We start from the raw sequence: 16,273 nt of genomic DNA, 5'->3' as shown, positions 1-16,273 counted from the left end.
GAAAGGCTGTTTTAGTGTTAGATCATAGAGGAAGAAAGCTTCCGGACAGGGAGTAAAAAAGAGCTTTCAATACCTCAAATATAAGTATTAAATACTTCAATAGCTGGAAGACAGGTGCGATTTTATTTTTGGTCAGTGTGAAATTTTCCGAAAAAGAGGCTTAGGGTATCTTTCCCTAAGCCTCTGTCAATGCATAGCTGGTTTAAATCGGAGTTATCTTGTTGTAACAATCTTTATCGGAGCAAAATTACGGTTGGTTGCATTGATCTGCAGGTAATATACACCCGGCGCCCAGTGAGAAGTGTGACACTCGCTGGAAACTTCACCAGCAGCCATCTGCCATTTAGCTACAAATTGCCCAAACTGATTGAATACGGCCACCTCTGCCATTTCGGAAAGGGGCTGGCCCAATTCCAGCGTGAATTGGTCCCTCGCAGGATTAGGATAAACCACCGCTTCCCCTGGGAGGTTCGTATTTTGACTCATCAGCGGCAGCCCTGGGCTGCTTTGTGGCGCTTGTCCTCTGGTTCGTATCTCGGAGAAAGTAACGTCGACTGGATTGTTATCATTGGAGAAAACGGCCAGGCCGACTTCCGGGCATTGCCCCAGGTCTATTTGTACGGCCCCTATTGCCGAAAAGTTATCACCGCTTGTACTAACGAACTGACGAATTAGGTTGCCTTGTTTCTTAAGCCTTAAGTAGAAGGAAAAGGGGGCCGAAATATGCGAAATATCCTTTGCGCCGCCGGTGTTATATCGGACTTCTCTGCGGACCAGGGCGCTGTTGTTGGTAAATAATGCAACTTGTTTTGAGTCACTATCCAAAGTCTCCCGCATCATAATACCTCCGTAACCGCTTCCGTTATTTACAGTAATTTTAGCTTGCATACCAATCTCATTACCACATAACGTCTGACTTGCAAAAGCAGCATTGTCTCCATTGAAGCTGGTATTGCCATTGGCACTGCCACTGATGGTAATATCACCGTTGCCAGGCACATCGCTGGAACATGGAGCAAAAGAGTAAGTGCCTGAATTGTTGGAACTTCCAAGGTCGGTCGATTGCCACTGATTAGGGAGCTCCGCCTCATCAGATACTAAAATGCTGGCCTGGCAATTTGCGGGGTTTCCGGCCTCGTCCTCCACTGTAACATTAAGCTGAAGTGTGGTATTGGCATCATCGCAATCCAGGGAGTATACTTCAAAATCCGTTACCTCCACTGCCCCGCAGTTGTCGCTGCTAAGATTGGCATCGTAAATGTCGGCAAGGGTCAATTCATACGTGCCTTCAGCATTGAGGTTAACAACGCCGGTTTTGCAATGTGGTTGAGGAGGTTGATTGTCCATTAACTGCAGCGTGATTTCGCAGGTTGCTTTTTTTCCGGCTCCGTCCGTTGCCGTGACAGTAACGATCTGCTCTTCTAAATGGGCGCTGCCAAATGAGGTGCCTGCTTGTATGTCCTGAGAGAGTTCAGGTGTGCCGCAGTCGTCAGTGGCTGCAACAATCCCAGTCAGATCGGGCACCAATCCGTAGCAGAGTCCGGCTTCCATATCTACTTCCTGCTGTCCCGGGCAGAGCGTGAATTCGGGATTCCCAGTATCATCAACTTCAAGGCTGGCCGTAGCTTCAACGGTACACCCATCCGCAGAGGTGTAAGTGTAGGTGATGGTATGCATTCCCACGCCTGCACTTTGAGGGTCGAATTCAAAGTTGATCCCATTTCCATTATCAGAAACGCCCTCACCGGAGTAGGTGCCGCCCTGAGGGAGCCCTCCACCGAGGGTTGCAAGCCCGTCATTAGGACAGCGGCTGTCGTAGTCTTCCAGGGTTACCGTTGGCAACTCGAAGACTTCAAAGATTTGGCTGGCATCATCTGTACAGCCATCGTTGGTTGTAATGGTATAGGTGAGCGTATGTTGCCCGGCCCCGGCAGTTTGCGGGTCGAAGTCGAAGGTGCCGTCATTATTATCTGTTATCCCCGGGCCGGCATACACGCCACCGGCTTCGGTTCCCCCGCTCAAACCAGTTTGAATGCCATCATTCAGACAGAAATCCCCTGGGTTTTCAAGGGCAGCTTTTGGGGCATCAAAGACTTCAATGGTTACCATATCGGAGCCTTCACATCCATCATTGCTGGTCACGTTGTAGGTGATAGTGTGCTGCCCTACGCCAGCTACTACCGGATCAAAGCTGTAGGTTGTTCCGTTTCCATCGTCTGCTACTCCTGGCCCGGAATATACGCCACCCGCCGGTAGTCCGCCTCCAAGGCCGGTTTGAATGCCCTCATTGGTACAAACGTCTTCCGGGTCGGTCAGGGTGACATTTAGGGTGCTGTTGACTTCCACCGTTACTGATTGGCTGTTGGAGCACCCGTTTCCATCTGTGTAGGTGTAGGTCAGCTCGTGCTGGCCTATACCTGCCTGACTGGGATCAAAGGAGAAGGTTTGGCCGTTGCCATCGTCACTCACGCCGGTACCACTGTAGATGCCGCCGGAAGGGGTGCCACCGTTCAAGCCATTTTGTACCCCGGCATCCGCGCAAAAGTCGCCCGGGTCATTAAATCCGACATTTGGCAATTCGAAAATGGTGATCTGATCTTCAGCACTGTTGGTGCAGCCATTGCCATCGGTGTAGGAATAGGTGATCGTATGCATGCCTACCCCAGCCACTGAAGGGTCAAAGATAAAAGTTGATCCATTACCGCCGTCGCTCACACCGGTGCCGCTGTAGAGGCCTCCGGTAGGCGTTCCACCACTTAAGCCCATTTGCACCCCGCTATCCACACAAAGGCCTGCAGGCGCAGCAAATGAAACAGAGGGCAGTGCAAATACGGTAACCTGATCAGTCGTGGTATTGGTGCAGCCATTGCCATCAGTATAGGAATAGGTAATGTCGTGCATGCCCACTCCGGCTGCCGAGGGGTCAAAGCTGTAGGTTTCTCCGTTGCCATCATCAGATACCCCCGTGCCACTGTATGTTCCTCCGGTTGGTGTGCCGCTGCCCAGCCCGGTTTGTTGACCCGCATCAATGCACAGGTCATCTAAAGCAGTAAAAGATAAACCGGGGAGCGTGAATACTTCAACCTGATCGGTTGCCGTGTTGGTACATCCACTGTTATCTGTGTAAGTGTAGGTAATGGTATGCATACCTGCACCTGCGGTAGCCGGGTCAAAAGTGTACGTCTGCCCATTGCCATCGTCGGCTACGCCGGGCCCGCTGTAGGTGCCTCCAGCCGGACTACCGCCGCTTAAAGCGGACTGTACACCTGCGTTTACACAAAGGTCTGCCGGAGCAGAAAAGTTAACATTGGGAAGGGCCAGAACTTCGATGGTTGCAGTAGTGCTGTTGGCACATCCGTTGCCATCGGTATAGGTGTAAGTGAGTGTATGCAGGCCTACCCCTGCTTCCTGCGGGTCAAACGTAAAGCTCGAACCATCGTTGTTGTCCGTTACCCCGGGGCCAGAGTATTCGCCGCCCGTGGGGTTGCCGCCACCAAGGCTGCTTAGTGCCCCGTCATTCAGGCAAACTGCTGTTGGATCGTCGAAGGTGACAGCCGGAAGGTCAAATACTTCTACATCGTCTTCCAGCACCTGATTGTTGACAGTGTAAGACAGGGTATGCGTACCCACGCCCGCTGCGGTAGGGTTAAAAGAGTAGGTCTGGCCATTGCCATCATCGGAAACGCCCGGCCCACTGTATACCCCTCCGGAAGGACTACCGCCTGAAAGCCCGGTTTGTTCCCCCGCATCTATACATAAATCTGATAGTGCGGTAAAGGCATTACTGACTGCGGTTTCGCTGCCGCAAACTACAAGAGGGAGGTTGGTAGTGCCTTCCGGCAAACAACTGCCGCTGGCACCGGAGTTGATCACAAAAATCAAACACTGTCCGGTAGTAGTGCCTACAAATTGCTGGTTCGATACGTCCCCGCTTCCGGAGAATACCTCGGACCCGCTGATTCCACTGCCTGAGACTCCCTCATAAATAGTCAGCTGATCTCCATCATTGGCAAAGATCCCCTGATTGATTTTGGCTACCGGGTAGAGCCCGGAAGAACCACAAACCTCAAAGGCGACCTGGTTCGTTTCGTTGGCATCATAGCAATAGAAATAATTGGTTTCTTCGTCGAGGCAGCCGCAGGCCGGGTCGATACTGATTGCTGTGCTAATGTCGACCGTGCAGCCGTCATTGGTCGTTAGCGTGTAGGTAATATTCAGGTTGCCGGTTCCCGCTACGACCGGGTTGAGGTCGAAGGTGCCATCCCCGTTATCGGTAATACCCGTACCAGAGTAAGTCCCGCCGGCAGGGCTTGCGCCACTTAGCCCGGTTTGTACGCCAGCGTCGATACAGAAATCTCCGGGATTGGTGAATTCAAGGGTGGGAACGCTGAAGACTTCGACCTGATCGGTGGCTGAATTTGGGCAGCTGCCGGAGGTCATGTAAGTCACGGTGTATACACCGGGTGTGGAAGCACTGACGTCAATTTCACCGGTAGATGGATTAATACTCAAGCCACTCGAAGAAGAAAACGTACCGCCGGAAAGACCGATGACCGCTGGCGTTGGGTCATTATCATTGGCGCAGAAGGGGTCGGGACTATAGCTGAAGCCTGGATCGTCAGCTGCATTTATGGTAACTTCCACATTAGAGGTACCGTCACAGTTTGTACCGGCCACGGTATAAGTGACCGTATAAGTAGCTGGTGTAGAATTTGAAATATCAATCTCACCGGTGTTGGCATCGAGGCTGAGGCCTGCTGTACTGCTGAAAGTCCCTCCCTGTTCGCCGGTAATGGTTGGTAAAGGGTCTGCATCATTGGCACAATAGGCTGCTGCACTGTAGCTGAAGCTTGCATCAGGCCCAGCGCTACCCTCCACTACAATCACTGTATTACAGGTGGCTGTATTGCTATTATTGTCCTCAACCGTATAGGTGAGGGTGGTGGTGCCTGCATTGAAAGGCTGTGCCCCGTTTTGGTTGAAATAACCATTGCCTGACCCGGTTGTTGCTCCGGTAAGTTCCCAGGAGACCGCTGGGTCCGTATCACAATTATCAGAAGGTGTCCCAATGGGGTTAAGATTGGTAAGGTCGATTGTGCATTCCCCATTTGGTATGGTTATGTTGCAGGGATCAACAGTAAAGGGGTAGCTTTTTACTTCTATGGCAGGGTTATTTGTCCCCAAAGCAAGAACTGTTGTGCCGTCTACGCTTAGGTTTAATCCCTGAACCGCGCAGCCACAATCTACAAAATTTGTAATGTTAAAATTATAATCCGCATCACAAGGCAACTGAACCTCTGAGCTAGTATTTCCGAAAATAGAAGCACCACTACCAATAACATTTCCGTTTGAATTGGTTATCGTATACGTTATATCTCCTGCAGAACCTCCAAATTGCACTAAATTAACCGTAGCTATTGCGACGGCCGGGGAAGGCGGGCAGGTCACCACCGGGTCTTCTGTATCTGTAAGGTTACAGTCTACGGGGTCCGCAATAGTGATTTCCCGGAATAAGAAAACGCCATTGGCATTAGTTGAACTAAACGTAAGCCGGATTTTATCAATATTTCCGAAGGAGGTATTGGAACTGAGATCAGCGGTCTGGTTGTTAAAATCACCTACCGGTATGGTCGTCTCAGCACCTTGTGCCTGTTCGCCATCTTTGTAACCTGTAATCGTCATATTACCATCATAGGTAGAGCTTTGTTTAAGGAATACGAAATTCTCCAGTTTAAATGCAGATCCATCTGAAGAGCCAATTTCAAAGTAACCGACAGATTGGTCGTTCGACAGTTTTATGTCCTGCCCATCACTTGATATGGTAGAAGTGCCAAAAAATGAAAAAACCTTGAACTCGTAACACTCTGCAATGCCGGATTGTGTTCCTGTCCCTGTCGCTATAGTCTCTAAATTATTCTCAAAGCTCTCCGTGCCGGTAGCAGGAGTACACTGAGACAATAGTGCATAAGGCATTGAAGTGAAAAAGAATAGCATAAGACAGAAGCGCCATAAGTGCCCTATCGATGCAGTGAGGCGTGTCACGCGGATAGGCGTGAGGGTTTTAACCGTGTACATGTGCATATTTGTTTAGTTATAAACGGGTATAGACTCCCGCCGGGCACAATAAGTGATTTTTGACTTTTTCTTTTTGTACCCTGCTGCGTTAAAAATGCTCGCCGTCTGCACGGATGCCTGTGCTTTTTGCCTTACAGGGCTCAAAAATATAGTCGTCAACATTTCACTTCTCGTGACCCAGGGTAGTATAGCTCCTGTTAGTACGCAGTGGCGTTGGAACAGGTTACCTATTTGTTTAGGTTTGTTCCGGGTGTTTGAATTTCGTGTAGACTATTTAATGCCATCAATGTATTGCACTGTAAATTTAAAAAGCTAGATCACTGCAGGTGACAGCAATTGGAAAGGGGGGAGAGGGGGAATTGAGATTATGGACTAAAAGTAGATAAAATCTGGCAATAATACGACTGCCGGGCGTCAACTAAGTTGAGTTTTTTAAACGGACTTGCTCCAACCAAAATAAAGGGGGGCAGAAGATATCAGGCACAAAGGGAACAGGTAGACAGCGCCTAATCGCCCTGCCCACCTGTTTTACTTTTCGCTTTTAAAAGCCTACTGTTTCAACAATTTCAGCGTTTCCTGATACCCATCACTTGTGGCAGTTCGGAGTAAGTAGAGCCCCGGAGGGAGCCCTGAGAGGTCGCCATCAATTTCCAGGTCGCCTGCATACAGGTCAAATTGCCGAACCCGCTGCCCCAGTTCATTAAGCAAGGTTGCGGTGCCGGCTACATGCAGCGGTTTGTTGAACGAGAGTGTGAACTGCCCGGATGCCGGGTTAGGGAAAATCGTTGCACTACACACAGAAACTGCGGTCACCTCATTGCCCCAGTCCGGAATGGAAAAGTTGCTGCTGACCTGGCTGCGCGTATTTACATTGCTGAATACGGCACTGGCATCCCCATTTGGGTCCGTTGTAAATACGGCCAGCCCCATTTCGACACACTCGTCCATGGGGAGGTATACCTGATGGAATAGCTGCCAGCTGCCAGTGTTTGTATTGCGGTAAAGGGCGCGGATATAATCGCCATTTCTTCTTAAGCGGAGCCAGGTAGCGAAAGGTGCCCATGAAGTGTTGGAAGTGCGCGGCCCATTATCCACGGTGCGCAGCTCCCGCCGAAGAAGGCTGGACAGATTGGAATACACGGCTACCATCTTAGCGCCCGGTGCATTGCTCTCTCTGATCATTAGCCCTGCATAGCCATTGCTGACACTTTCAATTTTAGCTTGAATCCCCCCGTTGCCGCAAAGGCTCTGCCAAATTAAACCTACTTCATCAGAAGTATTGGGGATCAGGTTATAGCCAACCGTGGAGATGGCAAATTCACCCCGCCCGGGGTTGTCCGTAGCACAAGGGTCATAGCCGAAGATGCTGCTTTCGCCCGGGCTGCCGATGTCGTTGCTGACCCATGGAGTTGGTAAAGCTTCCCCGGCCTTCACCGAAACCTGAGCGACACACTGATCAGTGTTTCCGCCTCCATCCTCTACGGTGACCAGCACATCGAATTGCATCTCCGTATCATCGCAGGTGTAAGTATTGCCTTCGAAATCGACGGATTCAATTGAGCCGTTATCGCTGCTCCCAATTGCATCAAAGACGTCGCTTTCCTGTAGCGTGTAGGTGCCGTTGGGCCCTAATTCTACAATAGGGCTGAGGCAGGCCGCAACTGGCGGAACGGCATCTACCAAAACATTATCGGTCGCTCCCACGCCCGATAGAGCCAGGTCTGCATCAGACCCCCAAACGCCTGTCATAGTGCCTTCGTTCAGGCCCAGGGTAGGGGTTACGGTGATGCCGTCTGTGTCTTCATCACCGTATGCGACCATGTAGGTAAAGATCAGTGCTTTGGTGCCTGTCCCTGAAGCATAATCCGCCTGTACTGTTGAGCCATCCAGGCTAATGGATAGCTGAGGCGTGCCCGATACGATGACGATCCTGTTGAAATTCACAACAAACTCCAGAACCGTACCCAAACCATACGTAGAATCGCTTGGAACGCTCACACTTATCACCTTTGGATTACAGGAAGTGCCCCAGTCTGGCTTATTGGAATCGGTAAGGGCACTATTGATAGCAAAGCCGTCAGGTTCGCTATTGAATTGAGTGACGCACCAGTTGGATAAGTCCTGATTGAAGAGGGGGGTATCTCCGAACATCCCGGTCATATCGGTCATACCGGACACATCCCAAAGTCCAAGGTCCTGGTTAAAGGCAGCCGCATCAAAGAACATCCCCGCTGCATTGGCAATGTTTTTAACATCCCAATCGCCAATGTCCTGATTGAAAGCCGAGGCACCCTGGAACATATTGTTCGTATTGGTCACGGCAGACACGTCCCAGTTGCCGATGGCTCCGTCAAAGGTTATCGCCTCTGCGAACATCCCCGCCATATTGGTGACACCCGACACCTTCCAATCGTTAAGGCTTTGGTTAAAAGAGGAGGCTTCGAAGAACATGCCCGCCATATTCGTAACGTTGACCACCTTCCAATCCCCAATATCCTGATCAAAGTCGGAGGCTCTCCCGAACATCCCATTCATGTCGGTTACGCTTGCTACATTCCAGTCCCCAATATCCTGATTGAATTTGGAGGCATCTCCAAACATGCCCGCCATATTCGTCACGTTTCCTACTTCCCAGTTACCTATGGCTCCGTTGAAGGCTGAAGCCTGGAAAAACATACCCGCCATGTTGGTGACATTTGCGACGTTCCAGTCATTAAGGTCTTGATTGAAGGCCGAAGCACCACCAAACATATTGTTCATGTTGGTAACGCTGCCCACATTCCAGCCCCCAATATCCTGATCAAACATAGTCGCCTCTCCAAACATACCAAACATGCTGGTAACGTTGCCGACATTCCAGCCCCCAATATCCTGGTTAAAGGCGGAGGCCTGGAAGAACATCCCTTGCATATTGGTCACATTGGCTACATTCCAGTCCCCGATATCCTGGTCGAAAGCAGAAGCCTGACCGAACATATTATTCATCAGCGTGACATTGGACACATCCCAGTCCCCGATGTCCTGATCAAAGGCAGAGGCCCCCTGGAACATGCCAAACATATCGGTTACATTCGATACCTCCCAGTTGCCAATGGGTTGATCAAAGGAGGAAGCCCCCAGGAACATGCCCGCCATATTGGTAACGTTAGATACATCCCAACTGCTGATGTCCTGGTCAAAACTGGCCTGATTGATAAACAGCGTCAGCATATTGGTCACCTTGGAAACGCAGACTTTGGTAAGGTCTTCATCGTTGGCAATCATAGTTTCCAGCATAGTGCGGTCTACTACAGTGTAACATTCGCCATCGAGTTCAAATTGGTCGCCCACATTGTAATTATCGCACTCCAGGCAGCCGTTGGCATTAAATGCTGCACCTGAGTTATTGGGCGGGCAGCTACCTGTACAAGCAGCACCCCACACTGGTTTTTGAGCACTGGTAAGATTAGTGAAATCTGCGAAATTATTCGGTTCAGAGGGGATATGCTCTACGCACCAACCTGACAGGTCCTGGCTAAAGATATAGTTTTCATATAACATGGCATTCATATTGACTACATTTGACACATTCCAGTCTCCGATATCTTGGTTGAAGTCATTAGCAAAATTGAACATATTGTTCATATCGGTTACTCCGGATACATCCCAGTTACCAATGTTCTGGTTAAAAATGAAAGCACCTTTAAACATCCCCGCCATATTCGTGACATTTGACACATCCCAATTGCTAATGTCCTGGTTGAAGGAATCCGCCCCAAAAAATAAATCTGACATATCAGTCACCTTGGAGACACAGACTTTGGTAAGGTCTTCATCGTTGGCAATCATGGTTTCCAGCATAGCGCGGTCTACTACGGTGTAACATTCGCCATCGAGCTCGAACTGTTCACCTACATCATAGTTGTCGCATTCAATGCAGCCACTGGCATTTTCGATAGCGCCTTTGGTGTTTTCCGGGCAACCATTTCCAGGGGCTGAAATTTCGATCTGATGGATTTCAAAGATGCCGGTTGGGTCACGGTCGGGAAAGGTTAGCCTTATGCCCTCAATGTTTTGAAATCCTGAATTGGAACTTAGGTCAACTGTTTGGGAAGAAGTTCCATTTATCGTGACTGTTTCTTCAGCTCCGTTAACAAGATTTCCATCTTTCAAACCATAAATGATCATATCTCCATCGTAAGATTCATCTTGTCTTGAAAACACGAAACTTTCCAGATTGAACGCTGAAAAATCAGAGGAACCAATATCGAAATATCCGATGCCGAAGGGGTTTGACAGTTCAATAGTCTCCCCGTTACTAGATATGGTAGAAGTGCCAAATCCTCCAGCTATAGTAAATCCATAACATTCTGCGATACCATATAATGCACCCGGTGCGGAGGCTATTTGCCCCAAGTTGTTCTCAAAGCTTTCCACACCAGTAGCAGGGGTGCATTGAGCCAGCGTGTAAAAAGGAATTAAAGAAAAGGAAACCAAAATGAGACCAGCGCGCCATAGTTGGCCCATTAACGCATAATGGTGTGCCACGCGCATAGGCGTGAAGGTTTTAAAGGTGTACATCTGCATATTTGTTTAGTTATAAATGGGTATAGTTCCAGTTAGTACGCAGCGGCATTGTAATGGGTTGCATTACAAGGCTACTGTTTAGTGTTTTTCAGCAAGTGTTTGAAATTAGTGTTGATTATGAGCGCTAATCAGGGCTCTGTACGCTAACTTTAGTATGCGTGTCCGTCATAGTTTTGGTGACTATATAAAGAGGCAGGGGATAATACGGGGTAAAAATATAAAAAGCCATCAAAACAAGAAAATGTCAGGTATGGAATAATCCTGGCCGTAGCTTTTAGTCTCTTCTCTGTCAGATTTGCAGCTACTACGGTTTTTGCAAGTACCTGTCCGGCACCTTTACTATTTTTGTAGTTTTACATTCAAACTTATCATTTTGAAGATGAAGCTAAAATATGTGTTCGCGATGCTTTTAGGCATTGCGCTGATCGCCTGCAACAAGGAGACCGATGACCGGCCTGATGAAGAGAAAATCCTGGACTTCCTGGCAGAGAACAACCTGACGGCTGACCGGCACGAGTCCGGCTTGTACTACCAAATTCAGACGCCGGGTTCGAGTGAACGGCCTGAGCTCACGGATTCTGTCACCGTGCGCTACAAAGGCACCCTGCTGGACGGGCACGTTTTTGATCAGACACCGGGCAGCAGTACCATTACTTTTCCGCTTAGAAACTTAATTCCCGCCTGGCAGATCGGCATCCCATTGGTAGGGAAAGGAGGAGAGGTTACCCTGTATTGCCCATCCAATCTGGGCTACGGCAATCGGGCTGTCGGGACTATCCCGGCCGGGTCTGTGCTGGTTTTTGAGATTGACCTTGTGGATTTCAATTAAGGAACGTTAAAAAATAGATTCGACATTTTGAGTCGGTTATTTTTGTGCTGGGCAAGGCGCGAAGAAAGAAGATAGCCAAAGCTACCTGACTGATGAGCAACGCAGACCAGCGCAAAAAGAAGCAGTCATAAATGGTGAAGTTATTATTTAAACGTTCCTAAGATAGTCTAACCGGGAAAACGTCTTGTCTTCTCAGCCCCATCATTGATATGGCAGTAGGCTTTTTGCCAATAAACCTAAATAATATTGTCGCCAAAACCAGTATACCAGGAATTCTGCCGGGACCAGGCCGTTCCTGCCTTCAATCACCCCTGGTGGCTGGATGCGGTATGCGGCCCGGACAACTGGGGTGTAGCGCTCGCTGAGGATAAGAAAGGCGAATTGGCAGCAGCATTGCCCTACCATATCCGGCGTGTTAAAGGCATACCTTTCCTGCTAACGCCACCACTGACGCCCTACCTTGGCTTGTGGCGGTATCGGGCGTATGATTCCCTTGCTCCGGCGGATCAGTTCACCTTCGACCGGCAGGTCATTCCGCAACTCCTGGAACAACTGCCCGGGCACTGGGGGCACATTCAGAAACTGCACCATGGGACCAAAAACTGGATGCCCCTGCTTTGGAAAGGCTTTCAGGCTCAACTGCGGTATCACTTTGTGGTGCCGGGACTTTCGGATAGGGAAACGGTCCACCGCCGCTTCAACCGCTCGGTAAAGTACAGCATCAAGGAAGGAGAGAAGGTCTTGGAGTTGGAAGAGAGTTCAGATCTGAATGCATTGGTGTCTATCATCGAGCATACCTTTGACCGGCAGGGGCTGTCTGCACCGGTCACCTTGTCTTTGCTGCAGCAAATGGATGGGCCCGCCCGGAAGTTTGGCGATGTGCAATTGCTCCTGGCACGTCATCAGGACGGAACGGTCCACAGCGGGGTGTACCTGATGCATACCGAAGGCGTTACTTACCCCATCACCGCGGGTAACGGGAAAGGTGCCCGGGAGAGCGGGGCATTTCCCTGGCTGATGTGGCAGGCTATACAAGCCGGTGCTGAGCAGGGGAGTGAAGCCTTTAATTTTTGCGGCAGCACCATGCCTAACGTAGCCCCGGTCCTGAATGGGTTTCGGGCGCTTCCTGTTCCTTATTTTGAAATCTATCGTGCCCGTTACCGCTGGGCGACGCCTTTTTTGCAGTGGCTTTTGTAAATTTGCCATAAAAAAAGCCATGAAAACACTGCTTGTCTTTCCTTCTCTGATTCTTCTCCTGTTAAGTTGTGGGAATAACCCTCAGCAGGCACCGCTCCCGCAGGCATCAGCGCTGCTGGCCCTGGAGACCATTCAGGAGACCGTTCAGGAGCCGGTCCGCAAGGTGACGCCGGTTGCCGCCGGGCGGAACGAAAAGTCGGCCTGCATTTTCACCATGCCTGCACGGGCAGAGATCCAAATGCTGCATTTCTATCTTTACGATCCTGCACCCGCACAAGACATTCCACAGTTGCAAATCATTGCCGGGGAATGGCAGGAGCACAATGCCGGCGCTGGCTATGAAATCCTGCAGGGGACTAGTGTGCCAATGGCCTGGTTTCCCGGTGAAACCGGCGTTTATCCAGCTACTACGATCGCGCTGTTCCGGCAGGCTACACTGGTCCTTACCGGTGTAAGTCAGGAACATGCCAAATCTCTGATCTATCAGATCATGCTGCAACATAACTGGAAATAATTTGTAGCGCACCTTCAACACTTGACAACACCAATTCCATGAAGCAATTACTACTCTCTACACTTGTTACGCTCTTTTTTGTCGGTCATCTTAACGCTCAGCTGGGAGAGTTCCGCGTGGAATGCACTACAGGGGATTCCGTGCGGGCTTTGGCCGCAACTGCCGGGCCGGATGGCAGTATTTATGTGCTTGGCTCTGTAGCTAATGGCTTTAATAACCCTGTCGGCAATGCCAACGATGCAATAGTCGCCCGTATCGACAATACCAACCAAATGGTATGGTCGCAGGAATATGATCCCGGGACTTTCCAGTCTATAACCGACATCAGCTCAACGGAAGATGGCGGCTTCGTGCTTTCCGGCACGTCCACGACCGTCTATTTTGATGGCTTTCTGGCCAAAGGCAATGCTGATGGCACCCTGCAATGGTCACAGTTCCCGGGCAATCCTGACCTTTTGGAACGGGGGTATGCCGGGCTTCAGACCTCTGATGGTGGCTATATCTTTGCTGGCCATCACAGCCCGAGTTTTGAAACAGCGCTTTATCTGGTCAAGTATGATGCCTCAGGAGCTGTGGAATGGGGGCAGTATTATCCGGTAGCCGGACAGGGTGCTACCGGGTATGATGTGGCGGAGGTGCCTGCGGGCGGGTACCTGGTGACGGGGAGCATTGGTTCGAATTTTGATAGCGAGACTTTTGTCGTCCGCCTTAATGAACAGGGCGAACAGCTCTGGGCTAATACCTATTCTTATCAGGGGTTCAACAGTGCCGGTGTGCAGATTGTACCCCTTCTGGATGGCACCTTTGCGCTGCTGCAGGGGACTTCCCTGAGTGATGCGGCTTTTGGTGGCCCGCAGGGCGCTGTTATTTCCCGGATTAATCTTGACGGTTCCGTAGTTTGGTCCAGGGTAGCCACCTTGGTGGAAGACCAGGTAACTGTAGAATTTAACGGGTTCAATTATTCTTTTTACGGACAGGCAGAAGACTTGATCGTAACGCCCGATGACCATATTTTATTCGTAGGCGGTACGGATGTGGATAACTCCGGAGACATCCGCCCCGCCCTTGCAAAAATCAGTAAGGATGGGGAAATGCTGTGGGGGCTTGAGCTTGCAGAAGAGGGCTTTTTGAGCGGCCCTTTCCGGTTTGGTGGAAGCCCGCTCACGGTCACTTCCGAGGGCTACTATGCTTACGTTTATGAGGATCTCTATGACCGCGATGGGTTCCGTTTGGTGAAGGTGGACGAACAAGGGCAGGGCATCTGCGCCGATCCTCTGCCGGATGCTTTTCTTACTCCTGTCAACCTGGACGTGGCCCCAATCTCCTTCGTTGGCAGTACGTTGACAGCCTCTACCGACCTTGATGTGAATGTTTCCGATCAGGATTTTTCCATCAATCCAAATAACAGTTCCTTTACGCTGGACCTTGGCAACGACACGCTAATTTGCAGCGGTGCGAGCTTGTTGCTCGATCCGGTGCTGGACAGCACCGCCGTCTATCAGTGGCAGGATGGTTCTACGGATTCCACATTCACCGTGAATGCCTCTGGAATTTACAGCGTGACGGTCACTCAGGACGAATGTACTGCTGTAGATTCCATTTCGGTGGTGACGCCGGAAGATGCTGTAGCACTGGGGCCAGATTTGGAAGTGTGTGACGGCGAACCTGTGACGCTGGGCCCTGTCTTTGAAGTGCCGGGTGACTATACCTGGAGCAATGGGGCCACTACGCCGCAAATCATGGTGACTGAAGATGGCACCTACACATTGGAACTCACCACCACATGTGGAGTAGTCACCGATGAGATCAACGTAGATATTCTCGAATTACCGGATGTCGGGGCGGAAGTTGTGCCGCCAAATTGTGGGGAAAACAATGGTGCTATCACCATCAATCTGTCAGGGGGGGATCCCGCGAGCGCTATTGAGTGGTTCGATAGCGAGGGTAACCTCATTGCAGAAGGCGTACAAACAATCGAAAACTTATCAGATGGAAGTTATGAGGCCATCATTACAGTAGGAGCGGATTGTTTTTCGACCTCCACTTTCTTTTTGGCCGCTCCTGATGTACCTCAGGCTGAAGCAAATGTGAGCCCACCTAACTGTCAGGGGCAGGCATCTGGTATTTTGACACTGGAGGTAACTGGCGGCATCACGCCTTATCAGTTCGAGTGGTCCCGCAACGGGCAGCCTTTCAACGAAAGTACAGCGACTATAAACGGGCTACTGCCCGGCTTGTACGCCTACACGGTTACAGACGCTACCGGATGCTCCATTTCGCAGGATAGCATCGCTTTACCGGATGTGCCCCCCATTAATTTTCAGGTGGAAACCGTAGATCCGGCTTGTCCGGGAGAAGCTACGGGCCTTATCGAATTTTCAGGGCTGAGTGGCAGCACTTCGCCTTATACTTTTGCCCTCAATGGCGGTGCCGGACAAACCGAGCCGGTATTCGAAGGCTTAGCGTCGGGGCTATATGAAGTAACCATTACCAACAGCAACAACTGCGATACAACGGTATCACTGACCCTGGCAGAGCCAAATAACCTGGCTATCGACCTGCTGGCTCAGCCCAATCCTGCTTCCTTTGGAGATTCCGTGCAGTTGGAAATTATTTCCAATGTTCCAATTGATCCTGCCTTATCAACTTTTCAGTGGGTGGCGGACTCCGGCGCTGTGCTGAGTTGTACGACCTGCCCTAACCCCAGGTTGCTGGCCACCAGCTCCGTGGATGTTGAGCTGACCTTAACGCTGGAGGGCGGCTGTACCTACTCCGCTGAGCTGTTCCTGCAAGTGGATGGCACCCGTCAGGTGTACATTCCCAATGCATTTTCCCCGAATGAAGATGGCATCAACGACCGCTTCGAAATTTATCCGGGAGCCGGCATTGCGGAGGTGCTCAACTTTCAGGTTTACGACCGTTGGGGCGGGCTGGTCTTCGAAGCCAAAGATGGCGTATCAGCATGGGATGGCACCACGAGGGGGGAAACGGCAGCGGCAGGCGTTTACGCTTACATCGTACAGGTCCGCTGGGTGGATGGATTTACCACACTTTACGAAGGAGAAGTTCAATTATTCCGATAAAATCAAGCT

6 protein-coding genes are annotated in these 16,273 nt (G+C 50.4%); 4 read left to right on the top strand and 2 right to left on the bottom strand.

Annotation, left to right across the window (positions count from 1 at the left end; all coding sequences use genetic code 11):
• Positions 1 to 213: 213 nt before the first annotated feature.
• Positions 214 to 6,075, bottom strand: a complete 5,862-nt coding sequence (locus tag ACO08I_RS05885; RefSeq protein WP_421948792.1) for a T9SS type A sorting domain-containing protein — start codon at positions 6,073 to 6,075, stop codon at positions 214 to 216.
• Positions 6,076 to 6,624: 549 nt separating this feature from the next.
• Positions 6,625 to 10,635 carry a BspA family leucine-rich repeat surface protein gene (locus ACO08I_RS05880; protein WP_421948791.1) on the bottom strand — a complete coding sequence of 1,337 codons (4,011 nt, stop codon included), beginning with the start codon at positions 10,633 to 10,635 and terminating at the stop codon, positions 6,625 to 6,627.
• Positions 10,636 to 11,020: 385 nt separating this feature from the next.
• Here ACO08I_RS05880 and ACO08I_RS05875 point away from each other — a divergent pair, with 385 nt between their 5' ends.
• The 4 genes from ACO08I_RS05875 to ACO08I_RS05860 all read left to right on the top strand — a co-directional run bounded on the left by ACO08I_RS05875 (position 11,021) and on the right by ACO08I_RS05860 (position 16,264).
• Positions 11,021 to 11,470 (top strand): FKBP-type peptidyl-prolyl cis-trans isomerase, encoded by a 450-nt coding sequence (locus tag ACO08I_RS05875; RefSeq protein WP_282775454.1) that lies wholly within the window; start codon positions 11,021 to 11,023, stop codon positions 11,468 to 11,470.
• A 246-nt stretch (positions 11,471 to 11,716) separates the two neighbouring features.
• Positions 11,717 to 12,667, top strand: coding sequence for a GNAT family N-acetyltransferase (locus tag ACO08I_RS05870; protein WP_421948790.1), 951 nt, complete (start codon positions 11,717 to 11,719; stop codon positions 12,665 to 12,667).
• Positions 12,668 to 12,686: 19 nt separating this feature from the next.
• Entirely contained in the window at positions 12,687 to 13,181 is a 495-nt protein-coding gene (locus tag ACO08I_RS05865) for a hypothetical protein (RefSeq protein ID WP_421948789.1), read from the top strand.
• A gap of 38 nt (positions 13,182 to 13,219) precedes the next feature.
• The gene (locus ACO08I_RS05860; RefSeq protein WP_421948788.1) at positions 13,220 to 16,264 is read left to right on the top strand and encodes a gliding motility-associated C-terminal domain-containing protein; all 3,045 of its coding nucleotides are present in this window, start codon (positions 13,220 to 13,222) and stop codon (positions 16,262 to 16,264) included.
• Positions 16,265 to 16,273 lie beyond the last annotated feature (9 nt).

This window comes from Phaeodactylibacter xiamenensis (assembly GCF_965229835.1).
Lineage (GTDB): Bacteria > Bacteroidota > Bacteroidia > Chitinophagales > Saprospiraceae > Phaeodactylibacter > Phaeodactylibacter xiamenensis.
This window is presented reverse-complemented; position numbering and strand designations above follow the sequence as displayed.